The sequence below is a fragment of the Sinorhizobium sp. genome (genome assembly GCF_059070375.1).
In genome coordinates, this window is record NZ_JCACWC010000004.1 from 158,227 (window position 1) to 178,115 (window position 19,889).

19 protein-coding genes are annotated in these 19,889 nt (G+C 63.0%); 10 read left to right on the forward strand and 9 right to left on the reverse strand.

Going from position 1 to position 19,889, the window contains the following annotated elements; all coding sequences use genetic code 11:
* Positions 1-60 precede the first annotated feature (60 nt).
* Both AC5J09_RS27030 and AC5J09_RS27035 read left to right on the forward strand, forming a co-directional pair.
* Positions 61-744, forward strand: coding sequence for a response regulator transcription factor (locus AC5J09_RS27030; protein WP_100672725.1), 684 nt, complete (start codon positions 61-63; stop codon positions 742-744).
* A 32-nt stretch (positions 745-776) separates the two neighbouring features.
* On the forward strand, positions 777-1,232 hold the full coding sequence (locus AC5J09_RS27035; protein ID WP_100672726.1) for a cyclic nucleotide-binding domain-containing protein: 456 nt from the start codon (positions 777-779) through the stop codon (positions 1,230-1,232).
* Positions 1,233-1,245: 13 nt separating this feature from the next.
* Here the strand turns inward: AC5J09_RS27035 and AC5J09_RS27040 are convergent, their stop codons facing one another.
* The 3 genes from AC5J09_RS27040 to AC5J09_RS27050 all read right to left on the reverse strand — a co-directional run bounded on the left by AC5J09_RS27040 (position 1,246) and on the right by AC5J09_RS27050 (position 4,415).
* Positions 1,246-2,052 carry an exodeoxyribonuclease III gene (locus AC5J09_RS27040; RefSeq protein WP_018097367.1) on the reverse strand — a complete coding sequence of 269 codons (807 nt, stop codon included), beginning with the start codon at positions 2,050-2,052 and terminating at the stop codon, positions 1,246-1,248.
* A 188-nt stretch (positions 2,053-2,240) separates the two neighbouring features.
* Positions 2,241-3,143, reverse strand: coding sequence for an ROK family protein (locus AC5J09_RS27045; RefSeq protein ID WP_494298992.1), 903 nt, complete (start codon positions 3,141-3,143; stop codon positions 2,241-2,243).
* Between the two features lie 15 nt (positions 3,144-3,158).
* On the reverse strand, positions 3,159-4,415 hold the full coding sequence (locus AC5J09_RS27050; protein ID WP_411922143.1) for an ROK family transcriptional regulator: 1,257 nt from the start codon (positions 4,413-4,415) through the stop codon (positions 3,159-3,161).
* A 111-nt stretch (positions 4,416-4,526) separates the two neighbouring features.
* On the opposite strand from AC5J09_RS27050, the gene AC5J09_RS27055 reads away from it, so the two are divergent.
* The 7 genes from AC5J09_RS27055 (at position 4,527) to AC5J09_RS27085 (ending at position 11,461) form a co-directional block, all read left to right on the forward strand.
* On the forward strand, positions 4,527-5,270 hold the full coding sequence (locus AC5J09_RS27055) for an ATP-binding cassette domain-containing protein (protein ID WP_494298993.1): 744 nt from the start codon (positions 4,527-4,529) through the stop codon (positions 5,268-5,270).
* A gap of 44 nt (positions 5,271-5,314) precedes the next feature.
* Positions 5,315-6,295 (forward strand): ABC transporter permease, encoded by a 981-nt coding sequence (locus AC5J09_RS27060; protein WP_494299139.1) that lies wholly within the window; start codon positions 5,315-5,317, stop codon positions 6,293-6,295.
* A gap of 37 nt (positions 6,296-6,332) precedes the next feature.
* Entirely contained in the window at positions 6,333-7,346 is a 1,014-nt protein-coding gene (locus AC5J09_RS27065; protein ID WP_100672731.1) for a sugar-binding protein, read from the forward strand.
* 121 nt (positions 7,347-7,467) lie between these two features.
* Positions 7,468-8,601 (forward strand): Gfo/Idh/MocA family protein, encoded by a 1,134-nt coding sequence (locus AC5J09_RS27070; protein ID WP_494298994.1) that lies wholly within the window; start codon positions 7,468-7,470, stop codon positions 8,599-8,601.
* Positions 8,602-8,748: 147 nt separating this feature from the next.
* On the forward strand, positions 8,749-9,825 hold the full coding sequence (locus tag AC5J09_RS27075; protein WP_494298995.1) for a Gfo/Idh/MocA family protein: 1,077 nt from the start codon (positions 8,749-8,751) through the stop codon (positions 9,823-9,825).
* Complete coding sequence (locus AC5J09_RS27080) at positions 9,825-10,655, forward strand: sugar phosphate isomerase/epimerase family protein (protein ID WP_379938490.1); 831 nt, start codon at positions 9,825-9,827, stop codon at positions 10,653-10,655. The genes AC5J09_RS27075 and AC5J09_RS27080 overlap by 1 nt, the downstream gene beginning before the upstream one ends.
* Positions 10,652-11,461, forward strand: a complete 810-nt coding sequence (locus AC5J09_RS27085; protein ID WP_100672734.1) for an alpha/beta fold hydrolase — start codon at positions 10,652-10,654, stop codon at positions 11,459-11,461. The genes AC5J09_RS27080 and AC5J09_RS27085 overlap by 4 nt, the downstream gene beginning before the upstream one ends.
* Before the next feature lie 174 nt (positions 11,462-11,635).
* Here AC5J09_RS27085 and AC5J09_RS27090 read toward each other — a convergent pair whose 3' ends face one another.
* The 5 genes from AC5J09_RS27090 to tesB all read right to left on the reverse strand — a co-directional run bounded on the left by AC5J09_RS27090 (position 11,636) and on the right by tesB (position 18,251).
* Positions 11,636-12,298: an outer membrane lipoprotein carrier protein LolA gene (locus AC5J09_RS27090; RefSeq protein ID WP_100672810.1), complete on the reverse strand. Its 663-nt coding sequence runs from the start codon at positions 12,296-12,298 to the stop codon at positions 11,636-11,638.
* 135 nt (positions 12,299-12,433) lie between these two features.
* Positions 12,434-15,082 carry an FtsK/SpoIIIE family DNA translocase gene (locus tag AC5J09_RS27095; protein WP_494298996.1) on the reverse strand — a complete coding sequence of 883 codons (2,649 nt, stop codon included), beginning with the start codon at positions 15,080-15,082 and terminating at the stop codon, positions 12,434-12,436.
* A gap of 326 nt (positions 15,083-15,408) precedes the next feature.
* Positions 15,409-16,764: an ammonium transporter gene (locus AC5J09_RS27100; RefSeq protein WP_494298997.1), complete on the reverse strand. Its 1,356-nt coding sequence runs from the start codon at positions 16,762-16,764 to the stop codon at positions 15,409-15,411.
* Between the two features lie 27 nt (positions 16,765-16,791).
* Positions 16,792-17,130: a P-II family nitrogen regulator gene (locus tag AC5J09_RS27105; RefSeq protein WP_018097362.1), complete on the reverse strand. Its 339-nt coding sequence runs from the start codon at positions 17,128-17,130 to the stop codon at positions 16,792-16,794.
* 236 nt (positions 17,131-17,366) lie between these two features.
* Positions 17,367-18,251 (reverse strand): acyl-CoA thioesterase II, encoded by an 885-nt coding sequence (tesB, locus tag AC5J09_RS27110; protein WP_018097361.1) that lies wholly within the window; start codon positions 18,249-18,251, stop codon positions 17,367-17,369.
* Positions 18,252-18,340: 89 nt separating this feature from the next.
* Between tesB and AC5J09_RS27115 the strand changes: the two genes are divergently transcribed.
* Complete coding sequence (locus AC5J09_RS27115) at positions 18,341-19,585, forward strand: ubiquinone biosynthesis hydroxylase (RefSeq protein ID WP_494298998.1); 1,245 nt, start codon at positions 18,341-18,343, stop codon at positions 19,583-19,585.
* A gap of 113 nt (positions 19,586-19,698) precedes the next feature.
* Here the strand turns inward: AC5J09_RS27115 and AC5J09_RS27120 are convergent, their stop codons facing one another.
* Entirely contained in the window at positions 19,699-19,887 is a 189-nt protein-coding gene (locus tag AC5J09_RS27120) for a Trm112 family protein (protein ID WP_003537577.1), read from the reverse strand.
* Between the last annotated feature and the right edge of the window lie 2 nt (positions 19,888-19,889).

A 19,889-nucleotide genomic window follows, 5' to 3' on the forward strand; every position in this document is an offset into this window, starting at 1 on the left:
GCGCTTGCCAAGAGCGGCATTTGAGTTAGTTTTGAACCAGGAAGCAACAGGAACTGTCCCATGGCGACTCGCACCATCCTCCTTGTCGACGACGACGATGATCTGCGTGAGACGTTGATAGAACAGCTCTCTCTCTACGAAGAGTTCGACCTTCTGCAGGAAGCGACCGCCGGGAAGGGCATTCAGATGGCGCGTGGCCGACAGGTCGACCTCCTGATCATGGATGTCGGTCTGCCCGACATGGACGGGCGCGAGGCGGTGAAGCTCTTGCGCAAGGGCGGCTTCAAGGCCCCGATCATCATGCTGACCGGCCACGACACCGATTCCGACACGATCCTCGGCCTCGAGGCCGGCGCCAACGATTATGTGACGAAGCCGTTCCGCTTCGCCGTGCTGCTTGCCCGCATTCGCGCCCAGCTCCGCCAGCATGAGCAGAGCGAGGACGCGACCTTCAATGTCGGCCCTTACACATTCAAGCCCAGCCAGAAGCTGCTTACCATGGAGAACGGCCAGAAAATCCGCCTGACGGAGAAGGAAGCCGCAATCATCCGCTATCTCTACCGCGCCGACCAGAAAGTGGTCACCCGCGACGTGCTGCTCGAGGAGGTCTGGGGCTATAATTCCGGCGTCACGACCCATACGCTCGAGACGCATGTCTACCGGCTGCGCCAGAAAATCGAGCGCGACCCTTCCAATGCCGAGATATTGGTGACAGAGAACGGCGGCTACAAGATCGTTCCCTAAGCCGGACGACATGACCGGGGGAGATTTGCCGCTTGGCGCTCAATGACGACATCGCACTCTTGTCCAACGTGTCGCTCTTCGCCGACATCGGCGAGGACAAGCTGAGGCTTATCGCCTTCGGCGCCGAGCGCCGCCGGGTGGCCAAGGGGCACGAACTCTTCCGGGAAGGCGCGCCGGCCGATTGCGCCTATGCCGTGGCGGCCGGCAGCTTCGCGCTTTCGAATGCGAATGCGCAGGGCCGCCAGCAGCAGGTGATGACCGTCGGCCGCGGCGCGCTCCTGTCCGAGCTCGCGCTCATCTCGATGGTCGAGCGCAAGTTCACCGCGACGGCGCAAGAGGACAGCGAAGTGATCCGGATCAACCGTCCGCTCTTCCGTCGGATGCTGGAGGAATATCCCGAGGTGACCGCCATGGTGGAAGCCCGCATCCGGGAAAACATCCAGGCGATGATCCGCCGCGTGGAGGCGCTTGCCGGGCGGTTTACGTAAGCGGACGGCGCCGTCAAAGCTCGAAATGGGCTATGACGGGCACATGGTCGGACGGGCGCTCCCAGCCGCGCGCTTCCTTGAGGATCTCGACGCGCACGAGCTGGCTCGCGAGATCGGCGGAGGACCAGATGTGGTCGAGCCGGCGTCCGCGGTCGGCGGCGGTCCAGTCCTTCGCCCTATAGCTCCACCAGGTGTAGAGTTTTTCCGGCGGCGGCGTGTGGAGGCGCATCAGGTCGACCCATGCACCTCCGGTCATCACCGAGACCAGGCCCTCGGTTTCGATCGGCGTATGGCTGACGATCTTGAGAAGCTGCTTGTGCGACCAGACGTCGTGCTCGAGCGGCGCGATGTTGAGGTCGCCGACGAGGATCGACGAGACGCCGGCCTCGGCCTCCGCGTGCAGGAGCTTCATCTCGTCGACGAAGTCGAGCTTGTGTCCGAACTTCGGATTGACCGTGCGGTCCGGCTCGTCGCCGCCGGCCGGTACATAGAAATTATGGAGGCGGATTGTCTTTCCACCGGCCGCGAAGACGACGGAGAGATGGCGTGCATCGCCGACGCCACAATAGTCGCGGCGGTCGGAGAGCTCATGAAGCGGCAGGCGAGAGATAGTGGCGACGCCGTGATAGCCCTTCTGCCCGTGCATCTCGATGTGTTCGTAGCCGAGCTTCCTCAGCGGAGCCGAGGGGAACTGGTCGTTCCGACACTTGATTTCCTGCAGGCAGAGGATGTCCGGCTGCCATGTCTTGAGGAAATGTTCGACCAGCGGCATGCGCAGGCGAACGGAGTTGATGTTCCATGTGGCGATGGAAAGAGGCATTCCTCGTTCTCCCGGGAAATTGCCGGAAAAGGGATCACGCGTCCGGCAACGGGAGCGTTTAAACAGGTTAGCCACCGATCGACAAGCTTGAAAAAATCGCCCGGTGCGGAGATCGCGCAAGGCTTCCTGTCGGCGCCGCTTTCGCAGCCGGCAGTCAAGACGCGTTCTCGCGCGGATCTGCCGACGGATTAAGCCGCCATGTCGCCAAGACGAGCGGCACCGAAAATGGCTGCCTGCCAGCCCAGTGTGGCCCAGCGTATGTCGATGGAGTGAATCGAGCCGGAATGCGGCAATGCGCCAACAATGCGCTGTGTGAGCGTGTGGCGCGGATAGCCGTCCATGTCGATGACGCCGCCGCCCAGCAGAACGATGCGTGGCGAAAACAACACCGTCGCTCTGGCAACGGTTATCGCCTGCTGCCACAATATGTCGTCGAGAGCGTCGCACAATTCCGGCGACTGCGCAGCAGCCTGGAAGAGGTCCTTCACGGCGACGCCATGTGCAGATGCGAGGTCCACCAGAGTTGCACCAGAGGCGTACGCCTCGATCCGCTTGGGGAATTCCTGACGGTCACCCGGCTCGAGCACCGGCATGTGGCCGATTTCAAGCGCCCACCCGCCGCCACGAAAAATGCCGTTTTCGCCAAGGTAAGCGGCACCGATCCCGGTGCCGAAGTAGACAGCCAACACCTCGCATTCGTTGGCAATCGCGCCGCAGGCGCTTTCCCCGAGCAACTGCAGAACCACGTCCCGCTCCAACTGGACGGGAACCGAAAGCGTGGAAGCCAATTCGGAGGCCAGGTGAACGCCGTTTAGTTCGGGGACGTTTGCGGCATGGATGATCGTATCGCAGTCACGTCCGATGAACCCGGGGACAGTTGCCACCACCCGGTCGATGGTCAGGCCGGCATCGACGGACGCACATTGCAGGAGCCGGGCGAGTTGGGCCGCAGGAGCGCCTCGGCGAAGATTGCTCGTCGAAAAGGTGCGCGTGACTTCGAGCGGCACACCATGATCCGCAAAACCGATCTTGACCGAGGTTCCCCCGATTTCGGCAACGGCGATCGTTTCGGAGGCGGCTTTGAGCGTCATGAAAACTCCTGTCTGTCAACGAACTGCGACATCGCGCGTATGCGGGCGCGTATTGCCTGCAAGCATTGCCTGATGCAGAAGATAGGCAGCACCCAGGGCGGGGCCGTCATTGCCGGTGCTTGACGTTTCGACGCGGGGCATCGGATAGCCTTCGATGAGAGACGCGGCCAACAAATCCTCCGTTTGTTCGGCCACGAAGGGATAGATCGCGCTGACCGATCCGGCGAGGATGATGCGGCCCGGCTGCAGGACGCAGGCAAGGGTCGCCAGCCCCCGAACCAGCCAGCGAGCCCAGTCGCGGGCGCAGGCAAGCGCGGTGGGGTCACCCGACGACAGCACTGCGATAAACGCGTCAAGCGAACTAATGACGCCGCTGATATGTGCGTATCGGGCAAGGAGGGCGTCCTTGCCTATAAATGTTTCCCACCGACCAGGACGCACAGCGTCATAAACGAAGCCAGCCTCTCCGATCGGCATATGGCCGATCTCGCCAGCGCCGCCCAACTGACCGCGATGCAGCTTGCCATTGCTGACGATGCCGCCCCCAACGCCGTTCTCTATGAGAACGACGAGGCTGTCATCGCCCTCGCCATCCGGCGGAGCCGAGCGATAGGTCTCAGCCACGGCCACCGCATTGGCGTCGTTTTCGAGGAGCACCGGGACACCAAGGCCGATGGACTCGGAAATCAGTTGCGCGAGGCTGACCCCATGCCAGCCCAAAATGGCGGCATGAAAGGTTTCGCCGTCCCCATCCAGGAAGCCCGGCAGCGCTACGTTGAGGCCATGGGGCCGTGCGCCGGGAGGCAACGTTCTGCGCACCTCATCAACCAGTGCTACGATGAGTTTCATCGCTTGAGCGGGCCTGCTTGCCGCACCCGAGAATGGGCGGGTGGCCTTCGCTCGGACTTTTCCCGACAGGTCGATGGCGATGACGTCGATCCGGTTCACGCCGATATAGGCGCCGAGAAAGAAGACACCGCTGCCGGCGATTTCAACGACGATCCCGGGGCGACCGACCTTGGCCCCTGCTTCGTTGCCCGTTGTCGATTCCCGTTCCCGTGCCAAACCAGCGTCGACAAGGCTTTGCACCAGAGTCCCCGTGGTCGAGCGGGTCAGATCGAGCTCACGGGCCAAGGATGCGCGAGTCAGCCCACCCGTGCGAAACAGTGCCGAAAGCGCGCGCGCTTCGTTCGGACGAAAAAGCAGTGTGTTTGACAATTTGAAGCCTATTTGTTCGATAAAATTACTAATACCCTCAGACAGGCCTGTCAATTGGGCCGATTCTTGATGCATTGCAGCATAGAAAAGGGGATATGCCGCTATTGACGGTCAAGGGAAACGGTGTTTTGTTCGGTTACGCTACAAAAATTCCGGTAGGGTGCAATGACGGTTTTGGCGCGACTCGAAAACATCGTGAAGGATTTCGGTGCCGTCCGCGCACTCGATGGCGTCACCCTCGAAATCAACCAGGGCGAGATTCTTGGCCTGATGGGGGACAACGGGGCCGGCAAGTCGACATTGGTGAAAACCATCGCCGGAAACTTCCAGCCGTCTTCCGGTTCCTACACCCTGGAAGGTGAGCCCGTGGTCTTTTCCGGACCGGCGGAAGCTCGTCGCCATGGAATAGAGGTCGTCTATCAGGATCTGGCGATCTGCGACAACCTGACCGCGTCGGCGAACGTTTTCCTCGGCCGCGAATTGATGCGGCAGATCGGGCCGTTCAAGGTGCTCGATCACAAGCGCATGAACGCCCGCTCGGCCGAGATATTCCAGGAACTCAAATCCGAGACCCGCCCGGCCGATCTCGTGGTGCGCATGTCCGGCGGCCAGCGTCAAGCGGTGGCAATTGCTCGTACCCGGCTCGCCAGGTCGAAAATCGTCCTTATGGACGAACCTACGGCGGCAATCAGTGTCCGGCAGGTTGCCGAGGTGCTGGCCCTGATCCGCCGCATGAAGGCACAAGGCCTTTCCGTGATCCTGATCAGCCATCGCATGCCCGATGTCTTCGAGATTTGCGACAGGGTCGTGGTGCTGCGTCGGGGTCGCAAGGTGGCCGACAAGATGATCGAGCAATCGAGCCCCGAAGAAGTGACCGGCCTGATAACCGGCGCGATCCAGACGGCCTGATTCCGGAGAAACAACGCATGAGTGCTCCCGAGGAAGTTCCCCACATGGATGTCGATCTCCTGAAGAGGTCCGACCGCCCTTTCTGGAGCCGCGTATTCCTTGCGCAGGAGACGTGGATAGCACTGGCTATCCTGGTGATAGGCCTGGTCGTATCGGTCATCTCGGCAAAGTTCGCGACTTCCGGAAACCTCCTCAACATTTTCCAGAATGCCTGCTTCATCGGGATCATGGCGCTCGGCATGACGCCGGTGCTCATCAGCGGCGGTATCGATATCTCCGTCGGATCGATCCTCGGCATGTGCGGGGTGACGCTCGGCATCGTGCTCAATTCGGACATGCCGCTCGCGGTCGGCATCCTCGCGACACTCGCCATGGGTGTCGTCTGCGGCATGGTCAACGGAGTCATCATCTCCTACGTCAAGCTCCCGCCATTCATCGTCACGCTTGCTACCCTATCCATCGGACGCAGCCTCGCGCTGGTGCTCACGAACAACGAGGTGTTCTACGAATTCGGACAGGCCACCAACGGTATCATCGCGCTCGGCGGCGGCTATAGTTTCGGACTGCCCAATGTCGTCTATGCTCTCGTCGCCGGCGTGATCATCCTGCATTTCCTGCTGACCATGACGCGGTGGGGCCGCTACCTGTTCGCGATCGGCGGCAACGAGGCTGCGGCGCGAGTGGCGGGTATCCCTGTGGACCTCATCAAGGTCTCGGCCTACGCCTTCAACGGGCTGATGGTCGCCATAACGGCCGTGTTCCTGGTCGGCTGGCTTGGCGCCGTCACCAACGCGATCGGAACCGGATACGAGTTGCAGGTCATCGCGTCGACGGTCATCGGCGGAGCGTCGCTGACAGGCGGGTTCGGCACTGCGCTCGGCGCAGCCATCGGCGCGATCCTCGTAGAGGTTATCCGCAATGCCCTGCTCATCGCAGGGGTAAACCCGTTCTGGCAGGGAATGTTCGTGGGAAGTTTCATTCTAGCCGCGGTCCTGCTCGAAAGAATCCGCTCGCTGCGTCGGTGAGCGCGTCCGCATCAACAAGGAAAAGGGAGGAACTTCAATGCAACCAGTACACACTCTCACGGCAGCCCTTTCGGTGGCCTGCCTGGCCGTCGGCTTGACTGTGCCCCAGGCCAACGCTGCCGATCGCGAATTCGCCCTCGTCTTCAAGGTGCTCAACAACGCCTTCAGCCCGCCGATCCAGCAGGGGTGCGAGGCCGCCGCGAAGAAGCTGGGCGATGTCACCTGCACCTATCTCGGCCCGACCGAGTATGACGAAGCCAAGCAGGTCCAGCTTGCCCAGGATATGGTCACCCGCGGAGTGGCCGGCCTCGGCGTTTCGGCCGGCAACCCGAAGGCCATGGCTCGCATCATGAAAATGGCCCAGGATAAAGGCATTCCGGTCGTGACTTTCGACACGGACGTTCTGCCCGAAGATGCAGGCCTGCGCTCGACCTACATCGGAACCGACAATTATGAATTCGGCATCGCATTGGCGCAGAAGGTGCTGGAGACCAAGAAGGACGGCGGCACCGTCTGCATCCAGTCGGGTGCGCCTGCATCCGAGAACCTGAAAGCCCGCGTCCAAGGCATCCGCGACACTCTTGCGGGCGTCACGAAGGACAAGGGTGCGGAAACGCTGACCGGCCAGAACGGGTGGATCGAGCCGGCAGGTTGCCCTGTCTATAATAATGACGACATCACGCTTGCCGCCCAGCAGGTGCGCGACGTGATGACGAACAACCCCGAGCTTAGCGCTTTCATCGCGGTCGGCGGCTGGGCTCAATATGCTCCGCAGGCTTACAAGCAGGCCATGGAGCCGCTCAAGGCACGCCTCGACAGCAAGGACCTGGTCGTGGTGTTCGGCGACAATTTCGGCCCGCAGTTGCCCCTGCTGGCCGAAGGACTCAGCCACTACAACATCGGCCAGCGTCCCTATGACATGGGTTATGAAACCATCATGGCGCTGGACAAGCTGACCAAGGGCGAAAAAGTGGAGCCGTTCATCAAGACCGGTACCGAGGTTTGCACCCCGGAGGACGCGCTGACGACCTGCGGCAAGACTGCGAACTAGTCCTTTTCCATTCCCCATCCCGCCCCTGTTTCGGCCGGGATGGGGACTTGTACTCGGCAAACCGCCCGCCGGGCGCAGGCTCTCCATCACTCAAGGGCCGATGGGCCTGACGGACTTTTGCATGGCTTCTCGACGTTTCAGACTGGGTATGGTGGGTGGCGGTCAGGGCGCCTTCTTCGGTGCAGTCCACCGCCGCGCGGCGGCGATGACGCATCGTTTCGAGTTTGTCGCCGGTGCGCTGTCGAGTGATCCGACGCGCGCCCTGGAAAGTGCCGACGCGCTGTATCTCGGCCGCGATCGCAGCTACACCGACTTTGCCGCCATGGCGGCCGCCGAGGCCGGACGCGACGACGGCATCGACCTCGTGGCCGTCGTAACGCCCAACCACATCCACGCTCCCGCTTCTCTTGCCTTCCTGGCGTCGGGCATCAGCGTCATGTGCGACAAGCCGCTGACCGCGACGCTCCCCGAGGCTCTCGAAGTCGAGCAGGCGGCAAAGGCCGGCACTGCGCTTTTCGGCGTCAGCTACACGAACGCCGGCTTCGACATGGTTCGGGAAGCACGCGCTGTCGTCGAAAGCGGAGCCGTCGGCGAAATCCGACTCGTGCGGGTTGAGTTTCCCCAGGAATGGCTCGCCTCGGCGACCGAGGCCGAGGGCAACAAACAGGCCGAATGGCGCACCGATCCGAAGCGAAGCGGCGCGGGTAGCCTCGGCGATATCGGAACGCATGCCTTCCACCTTGCCGAGTTTATCAGCGGTCTCCAGTGCATCATGGTGTCGGCCGAGGTCGACAGCTTTGTTCCCGGGCGACAGGTCGACGACAACGTTTCCGTTCAGCTTCGGTTCGAAAATGGCGCCAAGGGCAGCTTGTGGGCAAGCCAGGTCGCGATAGGGAAGACCAATGGCCTTCGCATAGAGATTTATGGCGACAAAGCGTCGCTCGGCTGGGGTGTGGCGGACGCGAACGTTCTGCACTTCTGCCCGCTGGGCGGGCAGCGGATTATCATCGATCGCGCTTCACATGGCACTGTGGTCAAAGGACACATGCCGCCCGGACATCCACAAGGCTTCGTCGAGGCGCTTTCGCAACTTTACGCCGACATGGCGGACCAGCTCGAAGCTCGCTTTAACGGCGTGGCCGCGTCCTCGAAATCTCTCCTCTTGCCCGGCATAGACGCCGGGGTGCGAGGAATGAGGTTCATCGACGCGACGCTGCGCTCAGGCAGCGCCGAAGGAAGATGGATCACGCTCTAGATCACGATGTTTTCATGCCGGATGGACCTGAAACTTCGTGACCGGCTTCCGGGAGTTAGAGCGGGATGCGCGCGGAAAACCGTACACACCACTCACTTTGACGCCCGACGGGCTGCCGCTCTGTGAACAAACTTAAGGAACTCTAGAATGCCAGCAAAACAGGAACGCCGCCTTCGAGTGGGTGTGCTCGGTGCCGGGCAGATCGCCCAGGCCGCTCATTTCGAGGCCTGCACGAAGGCTGTCAATGCCGATCTCCATGCTATCTGCGATGTCGCCGATGACCTGCGCGAACGCATGGCGATTACCCACGGTGCAGCGAAGACCTACGACGACTACGACAGGATGCTTGCCGATCCCGATATCGAAGCCGTGATCATCGCGACCGCCGACGCCTTCCACGTCCCGGCCTCGCTGCGCGCACTCGAAGCCGGCAAGCATGTGCTCTGCGAAAAACCCGTCGGCGTGACGGTCGAGGAATGCCTCGATCTCAGAGAGGCCGTCGAAAAGTCCGGCAAGATATTTCAGGTCGGCCACATGAAGCGCTTTGATGCCGGTCTCCAGGCGGCAAAAGCCTTCATTGCTGACGAGATGGGCGAGATGATCGCCTTCAAGGCCTGGTATTGCGACAGCACGCACCGCTATGCGATGACGGATGCCGTCCAGCCGCTGATCGTTACCAGCGCCAATGCGAAAAAGCCTTCGGCCAATCCGAAGGCGGATCTGCGCCGCTACTACATGCTGGCCCATGGCTGCCACCTGATCGACACGGCGCGTTACTTCGGCGGCGACATCGTCTCGGTGCAGGCGCGGCTTTCCGAACGGGCCGGCATCTGGTGCTGGTTCGTCGACGCCGAGTTCGCTTCCGGCACGCTCGGCCATCTCGATCTGACCGTGCAAGTCCGCATGGACTGGCACGAGGGTTTCCAGATTTACGGCGAGAAGGGCAGCGTTCTCGGCAAGACCTATAACCCCTGGTACTACAAGACGAGCGAGGTGGACATTTTCCGCGAGGCCGAGGGCGCGACGCATCGGGTGCTCGGTGCTGACGGTCATTTCTATCGCCGCCAGGTCGAAGGTTTTGCACGCACCATCCTCGATGGTGCGCCGATGGAAGGCGCCGGCATCGACGACGGCCTCGCCTCGGTGCGGGCCATGGTCGCCATCGCCCGCTCGGTGGCGAGCGGCAAGGCGGTTGCGCTTGCCGATGTCGAGGGTGGCGTCTGATGAAGCTCGGAATCTTCGCCAAGACCTTTGAAGGCACGCAACCGGGTGCGGTGCTCGATGCCGTCGCGGCTGCCGGGTTTGCCGCCGCGCAATACAACATGGCCTGCTCGGGCCTCGCCTCCATGCCTGAAGGCATCGACGAGCGGCAGGCGTGCGCCGTTGCCGATGCGGCGAAGAAGGCCGGTATCGAAATCGCGGCGGTCTCCGGCACCTACAATATGATCCATCCCGACCAGGCGATGCGCGAGGCCGGCCACCGCCGGCTGGCCGTTCTGGCGGAACGCAGCCACGCCATGTCCACCCGCCTCATCACGCTCTGCACCGGCACGCGTGATCCGCTCGACCAGTGGAGGGAGCACCCCGAAAACGACACGCCGGAAGCCTGGCGCGATCTGCTCCGGGCCATGGAGACGGCGATCGGCATTGCAGACCGCTGCGACGTCGATCTCGGCATCGAGCCGGAGCTTGCCAATGTCGTCAACTCGGCGGAAAAGGCCCGCCGGCTCATCGACGAGATGCGGAGCCCGCGTATCAAAATCGTGCTCGACCCCGCCAATCTCTTTGAAACGACAACGCTTGACGAGCAGCGGACGACCGTGTCCGCGGCAATCGATCTTCTCGCCGACCGCATCGTCATGGCGCATGCGAAGGACCGGAATCCGGACGGCAGTTTTGCGACCGCTGGAAAGGGGGTGCTCGACTACGCACATTACCTCGCTCGCCTGAAGGCCATCGGCTTTACCGGCAGCCTGATCGCTCATGGGCTTGCAGCAAGCGAGGCCAAGGACGTTGCCCGCTTCCTCTCCGAAAAGCTCGAGGCGGGGCCATGAGCATCAACTTCGAGACACGCGACGGCACGCGGCTGAATGTCGACACGGCGGGCGAGGGCACGCCGGTTGTCTTCCTGCACGGACTTTGCGGCGACGCGGGCCAGGCCTCCGAAGCGTTTCCTGGCGAATCCGGCTTCCGTCGCGTCACGATCGAGGCTCGCGGTCATGGCCGATCGCAGTCCGGCGGACTCGACAGGCTTTCGATCGAAACCTTCGCGAATGACGTCGCCGCCTATGTGGAGGCCAATCTGGGCGTGCCTGTCATCATCGGCGGCATTTCCATGGGCGCGGCGATTTCGCTTCGCCTGGCCGTAAAGCGTCCCGATCTCGTCCGCGCCCTTGTCCTTGCCCGGCCCGCCTGGCTGACGGCATCGGCGCCGGAAAATATGATCCCGAATGCCGAAGTCGGCCACCTTTTGACCCGTCTGCCGCCGCCAGCGGCAAAGGCCGCTTTCCTTGAAGGTCCCATCGGGCAGCGTCTTGCGGCGGCCGCGCCGGACAATCTGGCCTCGCTCACCGGCTTTTTTGCGCGGGAACCCATCGAGGTCACCGCCGCGCTCCTCACCGCCGTTTCCAGCGACGGCCCGGGAGTCACGGAGGCTGATCTCGCCCGCATCGCCGTCCCGACGCTCGTCATCGGCCATGAACGCGATCTCGTTCATCCCATCGCCCACGCGCGTGCGCTGGCGGAGAAAATCCCCGCTGCACGCTTCGTCCAGATCACCCCCAAGGCGGAAGACAAGGCGCGATACGTCGCCGATTTCCACCACGCCATGCGCAGGTTCCTGAAGGATTTTCAGAGATGACCGTCGCCGCAAGCGGGCAAGCTTGTCGAGCGCATCGGTCAGCGCGGGATTTGTGTCGTCTCTGCGGCGCGAGCCCGCGGCGGGGTATCCCGAACTTAAACAGGCTTAAAGCACTTCCAGGAAGAATGTCTTCCGTTCGGAAGTGCCTGGTTTCAAAGTCGGAGCATTTCGCGATCAGCCGCCGCGGCGCTTGTTGCGCACCTCGTCATAGGGGATGCGGAAGACCTTGTCGTCGAGCGCGATGCCGGTCCGGACGTTGAAGATCATCACCGAGGTGTCCTTCTTTTGCGCATCGGTGATCGTCCACTGCCGCAGATTGTAGCTCTTCGGGTCGAACATCATCGTGATGGTCGAATCTCCGAAGATGGAGCGGTCGCCGAGTACGATGGTGATGAGGTCCGCTTCCACCCTCACGTCGCGTACCATCCTGCTGCTCAAGTCGATCCTTTCGCTGAGCAGCAGATTGAGCGGGGTCTTCGAGAGCGGATAGATATCCCAGGTCTTGAGCTTCATATTGCCGATGACGACGGACTTGCCGTCGGCGATGACCCGCATCGGCGAGGGTGCTTCGTAATTGAAGCGGATGCGACCCGGCCGGCGGATATAGAACTTGCCGCCCGTCTGTTCGCCGCGCGGGCCGAACTGGACGAATTCGCCGGCCATGGTCTTCACGGACGAGAAATGATCCGCGATCCTCTGGGCAACGGCGGACGCCTGAGCCGAAGCATCGCCGGCGCCGAACGTCGTGGCGCCGAAGCCGGCGAGAGCCGCCAGGCCGCCAACGAAGACGCGCCGCGAGATTGCGCCGTTGCGGCCGTCGGTTTTGGTCTCCATCATCGCAGTCTCCTTCATTCGTGACCATTTGAAGGGCAAGTGGGGCGCCTTCAAGGCGTTGGAAAATCCCGAAAACACGACGCCTTCAAATGACCGTTACCGCCCGCCGCGCGCTGATCACGCCGCTGTGGCGCTGTCTTACCGGCCGGTGATCTCCGCTTCGGTCGGCACTAGTATCTCGCGCTTTCCGGCGTGGTTTGCGGGGCTGATGATGCCTTCCTGCTCCATCCGCTCGATCAGCGAGGCGGCCCTATTATAGCCGATACCGAGGCGGCGCTGCACGTAGGAGGTCGAAGCCTTGCCGTCGCGCAGCACGATCGCCACCGCCTGGTCGTAGGGGTCCTCGGAATCGGCGAGGTTGGAGGTGCCGGCCGGACCGCCGCCGTCACTCTCGTCCTCGTCGTCCTCGGTGATCGCGTCGAGATATTGCGGCACGCCTTGCGTCTTGAGATAGGCAACGACCTCTTCGACCTCGGTGTCCGAGACGAAGGGTCCGTGCACGCGCTGGATACGGCCGCCGCCGGCCATGTAGAGCATGTCGCCCATGCCCAGGAGCTGTTCGGCTCCCTGTTCGCCGAGGATGGTGCGGCTGTCGATCTTGGAGGTGACTTGGAAGGAAATGCGGGTCGGGAAGTTCGCCTTGATCGTGCCGGTGATGACGTCGACCGAGGGGCGCTGTGTCGCCATGATGACGTGGATGCCGGCAGCACGCGCCATCTGCGCAAGCCGCTGGACGGCGCCTTCGATATCCTTGCCGGCGACCATCATCAGGTCGGCCATCTCGTCGATGATGACGACGATATAGGGCATCGGCGAAAGATCGAATTCCTCCGTCTCGTAGACGGCCTCGCCGGTCTGTCGGTCGAAGCCGGTCTGGACGGTGCGCGTGATCGCCTCGCCCTTGGCCAGTGCCTGCTCGACGCGGCTGTTGAAGCCGTCGATGTTGCGCACGCCGATCTTCGACATCTTCTTGTAACGCTCTTCCATCTCGCGCACGGTCCATTTCAGCGCCACGACCGCCTTCTTGGGGTCCGTCACGACCGGCGAGAGAAGGTGCGGGATGCCGTCATAGACGGACAGCTCGAGCATTTTCGGATCGATCATGATGAGGCGGCACTGATCGGGTCTCAGCCGGTAGAGCAGCGACAGGATCATGGTGTTGATCGCCACCGACTTGCCCGAGCCGGTGGTGCCGGCGACGAGCAGATGCGGCATCTTGGCGAGATCGGCAACGACGGATTCGCCGCCGATCGTCTTGCCGAGCGCCATGGCGAGCTTCGTCTTGGTCGTCTCGAAGTCGCGGGAGCCGATCAGTTCGCGCAGATAGACCATCTCGCGCCGCTGGTTCGGCAGCTCGATGCCGATGGCGTTGCGGCCGGGTACGACGGCGACGCGTGCGGCGATCGCGCTCATGGAACGGGCGATGTCGTCGGCGAGACCGATGACCCGCGACGATTTGATCCCGGGCGCGGGTTCCAGCTCATAGAGGGTGACGACGGGGCCGGGGCGGACATGGATGATCTCGCCCTTGACGCCGAAATCCTCAAGGACGCCTTCGAGCATGCGGGCGTTCTGCTCGAGCGCATCGGCCGAAAGCGAGGCGTCGCGCGCGACATTCTTCGGCTCGGCGAGGAAGTGGATCGGCGGAAGCGTGAAATCGCCGTCTTCATCGACGAACGAGCGCTGCGCCTCGCGCTCGACGCGCTGCCCGGCTTTCGGCCGCGGCGGCGGCGGGGCGACGCGCGAACCCACCATTGCCACAGCCGGCTTCGGCGGTGCAGGCCGCGGAGCCCAGTCTGCGGCCACGTCGTCTTCGTCGTCCGGCAGGATGCCGGCGGGCCGTCGCTCATCGATATCGAAGGGCGGGTCGTCTTCGTCGCCCGTGATCGGCGGCGGAGTGACGATGCGGCGCTCGGTGCGATCGAGCGAGGGCTCGATACGACCGGCCTGCGCCTTCGGCCGGACCGGCTCGTTCAATGTGCCGAATTCGTCGTTGTTGAAGTCGTAGGGCTCGTCATACTGCCGCTTCGCCGGCTTTGCTCCCATGCCGAAGGCACGGCGAAGCCTGGCCTGCGCCGTGTAGCGCATATGGGCGAGCGAGCCCATCAGCACCGTAAGGGGGCCTTCTTCGTCTTCCTCTTCGAGTTCGTCGCGTATGGTGCGCGCCTTGCTGGGTGCAGGCTCAGGTGCCGGTTCTGCTTCTTCATCCTCGCTGACGCCGATGAGGCCGGCGCTGTAGACGAGGCACCAGGCGGCCGGTGCGGTGAAGAGGCAGGCGAGTACGGTCGCGAAGGTGCCCGTCGGGAAGGTTCCGGTGAAGAGCGCGGGAAAACGGAGGATCATGTCGCCGAAGACGCCTCCGAGGCCGTTCGGCAGCGGCCAGGTGATCGGCGCCGGAACGCAGCTCAAGGCCGCGCTCGCCAGCACCGAGCCGGCGAACCACAGGCCGAGCCGCTTGAGCACCTTGTCGAAATGCGTGCCGCGGATGAGAACGAGAGCCCAGGCGACGGCCGGCAGCAGCGCCACGACGCTCGCAAGGCCGAAGAACTGCATGAAGATGTCGGCGAAGACGGCGCCGCCATAGCCGAGCAGGTTGGTCGGCTCGTTCGAAGTTGCATAGGAAAAGCTCGGATCCGCGACGTTCCATGTCGAAAGGGCGGCAATGGCGAGCGCCAGCGCACCGACGAGAACGAACCCCGCCAGCGAGGCGATCTGCCGCCAGACGAAGTGGGTCAGCACGAACCGGTTGGAACGGCTGTCAAGCGTTGCGGTATTGCTTCTGCTCATGTTGCCTGCTTTGCCCGTTTCGATCCGCCGGAACGAGAGCGCGCGAAAAGGCCGCCCGTGAATATTCCAGCCCTTTTGGTGAGGAGCAGCCTTCTCACCCTCAATCAGGGCGAAAAGCGGGATGCTCCGGGCACATTGCGTGCCCATGGAATCAACCTAAGCGAAGTAGGGTTAATGTGACATTAACCATGCGCGTGTGCCGGCAAAATTGCCGCTGGGACGCGTATGCAGCAAAAAAAGGCCCGGATCGCGAGATCCGGGCCAAGGGCGATCCGCAGACTGCGGACCGCGACGGGACTTTTGGCGGCGTCGTTTGCCGACGCTGCTCAGCTCGCGTGATAGGCGGCTTCGCCATGCGAGGAGAGGTCGAGCCCTTCCCGCTCCGCTTCCATCGATACGCGAAGGCCGACAAGCGCATCGACCACCTTGTAGAGGATGGCGGATACGATACCGCACCAGACGATCGTGATGGCGACGGCCGTGATCTGGGTCATCAACTGGGTTCCCATGGTCACGCCGTCGGCATAGCCGATGCCGCCGAGCGTGGAGGAGGCGAAGATGCCGGTCGCGATCGCGCCGAAGAAGCCGCCGACGCCGTGTACGCCGAAGACATCTGCCGTGTCGTCATAGTGGAACTTGTTCTTGATCACCGAGACGAAGAAGTAGCAGAGCGGCGAGACGATCAGGCCCATGATGATCGCGCCCATCGGACCGGCAATACCGGCCGCCGGCGTGACGGCGACGAGCCCGGCGATCATGCCCGATGCGGCACCGAGCATCGAAGCCTTGCCGCGCGTGAGCGTCTCGACGAGTGACCACGAAAGGACTGCGGCAGCCGTTGCGAGGAAGGTGTTGACGGTGGCGAGAACCGCACCGCCGGAGGCTTCGAGATTGGAGCCGGCGTTGAAGCCGAACCATCCGAACCACAGCATGGCAGCGCCGACGAGCGTCAGCGTCATGGAATGCGGGGCCATCATGTCCCGGCCGTAGCCGGTGCGCTTGCCGACCATGAATGCACCGACGAGGCCGGCGACGCCGGCATTGATGTGGACCACGGTGCCGCCGGCGAAATCGAGCGCGCCCATGCCGAAGAGCAGGCCGTTGGCGTCCCAGACCATGTGCGCAATCGGGAAATAGACGAATGTCGCCCAAAGGATGGCGAAGAGGATCGCGGCCGAGAACTTGATGCGCTCAGCAAAGGCGCCGACGATGAGCGCCGGGGTGATCGCGGCGAAGGTCATCTGGAACAGCATGAAAAGATATTCCGGAATGACGACGCCGTCGGAGAAGGTCGCCGCGGTGCTGTCGACGGTCACGCCCGCGAGGAAAAGCTTGGCGAAGCCGCCGAAATAGGCGCTCGTCGAGCCGCCGAAGGCAAAGGAATAACCGTAGACGACCCAGACGATCATCATGACGGCGCCGATGACCGTGCACTGCATCAGCACCGACAGCATGTTCTTGGCGCGCACGAGGCCGCCGTAGAATAGGGCGAGGCCCGGAATCAGCATGAACAGGACGAGAAGGGTCGAAAGGAACATGAAGGTGGTATCGGCCTTGTCCGGCACCGGCGTTGCGGCCGCGGCGGGCGCCGCTTCCTGGGCAAACGCGACGACCGGCGCGAGCATCGCGGCAGCAGTCGCTCCCACGCGTCGAAGAGAGGTGGAAAGGGTGAATGACAACATCGAAAATAGCTCCCTGAACGGCGTGGTTTACAACGCTTCTGAGTCGGTCTCGCCGGTGCGGATGCGCACGGCATGGTCAATCGAGTAGACGAAGATCTTGCCGTCGCCGATCTGGCCGGTCTTGGCGGCCGAAGCGATGGCTTCGACGGCCTTGTCGACGATCTCCGTCGCGACCGCGATCTCGACCTTCAGCTTAGGCAGAAAGCTCACGGCATATTCGGTGCCGCGGTAAATCTCGGTGTGCCCCTTCTGGCGGCCGTAGCCCTTCACTTCGGTCACGGTCAAACCCTGGATGCCAACGGCAGTGAGGGCTTCGCGAACCTCATCGAGCTTGAACGGCTTGATAATGGCCATCACAATTTTCATCGAGTTCCCATCCTTGTCTGCCTCCAGCGGAGGCCGTCTCTCCTTGCTGCTTGAGCGCCTGACGCGCTGGCAACCGGACAGCTACATTCAAGGGGCGTGCCAGATTCGATGAGGCAGAACAAACCACTGAAATCTAATGGAAAAAACACGTTCGGCGAGGGGGCTGCCGCGGAACGCTGAAAATAGGCCAGTCGGAATGATTAAAATATGAGCAGAATCCGAAAAATGGCAAAAAATTACGCAATTGCCTTTTTGCGGATCAATCCTTCCTGCGCGACAGAGGCGATCAGAACGCCGGAGCGGTCGAAAAGACTGCCGCGGGTCATTCCGCGGGCACCATGCGCGCTGGGGCTGTCCTGGGTATAGAGCAGCCAATCGTCCATTTTCGAGGGCCGGTGGAACCACATGGCGTGGTCGAGGCTGGCGACCTGGAGGCTGCGGTCGAAGACCGATGTGCCGTGTGCGTAAAGCGACGTGTCGAGGAGCGTCATGTCGGAAAGATAGGCGAGGACCGCGGCCTGGAGATGGCGCTCGTCAGGCACCGTCCCGACCGCTTTCACCCATACGTCCTGCTTCGGGGACGCCTTTGCGCGCGAGAAATAGTGTTCGAGCGAGACGGGCCGGATTTCGATCGGCCGCGGCCGCTCCCAATAGCGGCGGATCGCCTCCGGCGCGTGGACGAGAAACTTCTCCTTGAGTTCCTGCTCGCCCGGCAGCGTCTCCGGCATCGGCACTTCCGGCATGTCGAACTGGTGCTCGAATCCATCCTCGTCGTACTGGAAGGAGGCGGACATGGCGAAGATGGCCTTGCCGTGCTGGATCGCCACCACGCGCCGCGTCGCGAAGCTCGAGCCGTCGCGGATCCGGTCGACCTCGTAGATGATCGGAACGGAAGGGTCGCCCGGACGCATGAAATAGGCGTGCAGCGAGTGAACGTAGCGGCCCCCGTCGACCGTGCGCTGGGCGGCGACCAGCGCCTGGCCGATCACCTGGCCGCCGAAGACCCGCTGCCAGCCGACCTGCGGGCTCAAGCCCCGGAACAGGTTTTCCTCGAGCTTCTCGAGGTCGAGTATTGCAAGGAGCGCATCCATGGGCGTGGCGGTCTCGGTAGGGCGCGACATTTTCGGCGGTCTCCGATGGTAGGAACGGCGTTGGCATTGATCTATATAGGCACGAGATGATGCTTCAAGTGCGACGGGAGACGAGACGGATGATCGACGTTCTGATTGCCGGGGGCGGCTATGTCGGCCTCTCGCTTGCCGTATCGCTGAAAAAGGCGGCCCCCCATCTCGATGTCATGGTCGTCGATGCCGCGCCGGACGGCGTGTGGAAGAAGGACGAACGGGCATCGGCCGTTGCCGCCGCTGCCGAGCGGATGCTCGACGTCCTGGGCGTCTGGCAGGCGATCGCGCCCGAGGCCGAGCCGATCCGCAGGATGGTGATCACCGATTCGAAGACGGCCGATCCGGTCCGACCGGTATTCCTTACATTCGAGGGCGGAGGCGGGGGCGGGGGCGCGGGCGAGGACAATGGCGGCGACGGCCGCCCCTTCGCCCATATGGTGCCGAATACGGCGCTCGTCGGTGCGCTGCGCCGCGCCTGCGACGAACTTGGCGCCCCGATCCGGCAGTCGACCGTGGTGGAGAGTTTCAGGAGCGGAGATCATTCCGTCGCCGTCACTCTGGCGGGCGGCGAGACGATCGAGGCGCGGCTGCTGGTCGCCTGCGACGGTGTTCGTTCGAGGCTGCGCGAGGCGGCGGGCATCAAGGTCGTGGAGTTCGATTACGGCCAGTCGGGCATCGTCACCACCGTCGAGCACGAGCGCCCGCACGGCGGGACGGCGGAGGAGCATTTCCTGCCTGCCGGTCCCTTCGCGACGCTGCCGCTCAAGAATAACCGCTCCTCGCTCGTCTGGACCGAGAGCACCTATGATGCCGAGCGTCTGGTGAAGGAGGACGATTTCATCTTCGAGGAGGAACTGGAGCGCCGTTTCGGCCATAAGCTCGGCCGTCTCAAGGTGGTCGGCGGCCGGCGTGCCTTCCCGCTCGGCCTCACGCTTGCCCGCGACTTCGTCGCGCCGCGTTTCGCGCTCGCCGGGGATGCCGCGCACGGCATCCACCCGATTTCCGGCCAGGGGCTCAATCTCGGCTTTAAGGATGTCGCGGCCCTCGCCGAAACGATCGTCGAGGCGGACCGCCTGGGCCTCGATATCGGCTCGCTCGCGGTTCTGGAGCGCTACCAGACGTGGCGACGCTTCGATACCTTCCGGATGGGCGTTACGACCGATGTCCTCAACCGGCTCTTCTCCAACGACATCATGCCCGTGCGGGTCGTGCGCGATCTCGGCCTCGGCCTCGTCGATCGCCTGCCGTCGCTCAAGAAGTTCTTCATCCGCCAGGCGGCGGGCACTCCCGGCAGAGCCGATCCGCGGCTGCTCGCCGGCGAGCCGATTTGAACGCCACCGTTTGCGCAGGGTCCGCATGGGGAGAAGGGCCAGTTTCGAGCAAACCCGAGGAGAGGGGCAAACCACACGGCAGATCAGGCAGGCTGACCGCCGAACATCGGTCTTCAATCCTCGATCTTGCGCGCCTCGGAAACCAGCATGATCGGCACGCCGTCGCGGATCGGATAGGCGAGGCGGGCCTTTTCGGACACCAGTTCGTTGGCTTCCGGATCGTAGCTGAGGCGGCCCTTTGTCAGAGGGCAGACGAGCAGTTCCAGGAGTTTCGGATCGACCTTGCTGGCGTTGATGTCCATCG

Coding starts and splice junctions, on each gene's coding strand:
- AC5J09_RS27100 (WP_494298997.1), bottom strand. CDS start 16,764: ATGTTGTCATTCACCCTTTCCACCTCTCTTCGACGCGTGGGAGCGACT.
- AC5J09_RS27115 (WP_494298998.1), top strand. CDS start 18,341: ATGATCGACGTTCTGATTGCCGGGGGCGGCTATGTCGGCCTCTCGCTT.
- AC5J09_RS27030 (WP_100672725.1), top strand. CDS start 61: ATGGCGACTCGCACCATCCTCCTTGTCGACGACGACGATGATCTGCGT.
- AC5J09_RS27085 (WP_100672734.1), top strand. CDS start 10,652: ATGAGCATCAACTTCGAGACACGCGACGGCACGCGGCTGAATGTCGAC.
- AC5J09_RS27060 (WP_494299139.1), top strand. CDS start 5,315: ATGGATGTCGATCTCCTGAAGAGGTCCGACCGCCCTTTCTGGAGCCGC.
- AC5J09_RS27065 (WP_100672731.1), top strand. CDS start 6,333: ATGCAACCAGTACACACTCTCACGGCAGCCCTTTCGGTGGCCTGCCTG.
- AC5J09_RS27055 (WP_494298993.1), top strand. CDS start 4,527: ATGACGGTTTTGGCGCGACTCGAAAACATCGTGAAGGATTTCGGTGCC.
- AC5J09_RS27080 (WP_379938490.1), top strand. CDS start 9,825: ATGAAGCTCGGAATCTTCGCCAAGACCTTTGAAGGCACGCAACCGGGT.
- AC5J09_RS27090 (WP_100672810.1), bottom strand. CDS start 12,298: ATGATGGAGACCAAAACCGACGGCCGCAACGGCGCAATCTCGCGGCGC.
- AC5J09_RS27070 (WP_494298994.1), top strand. CDS start 7,468: ATGGCTTCTCGACGTTTCAGACTGGGTATGGTGGGTGGCGGTCAGGGC.
- AC5J09_RS27075 (WP_494298995.1), top strand. CDS start 8,749: ATGCCAGCAAAACAGGAACGCCGCCTTCGAGTGGGTGTGCTCGGTGCC.
- AC5J09_RS27105 (WP_018097362.1), bottom strand. CDS start 17,130: ATGAAAATTGTGATGGCCATTATCAAGCCGTTCAAGCTCGATGAGGTT.
- AC5J09_RS27040 (WP_018097367.1), bottom strand. CDS start 2,052: ATGCCTCTTTCCATCGCCACATGGAACATCAACTCCGTTCGCCTGCGC.
- AC5J09_RS27120 (WP_003537577.1), bottom strand. CDS start 19,887: ATGGACATCAACGCCAGCAAGGTCGATCCGAAACTCCTGGAACTGCTC.
- tesB (WP_018097361.1), bottom strand. CDS start 18,251: ATGTCGCGCCCTACCGAGACCGCCACGCCCATGGATGCGCTCCTTGCA.
- AC5J09_RS27045 (WP_494298992.1), bottom strand. CDS start 3,143: ATGACGCTCAAAGCCGCCTCCGAAACGATCGCCGTTGCCGAAATCGGG.
- AC5J09_RS27095 (WP_494298996.1), bottom strand. CDS start 15,082: ATGAGCAGAAGCAATACCGCAACGCTTGACAGCCGTTCCAACCGGTTC.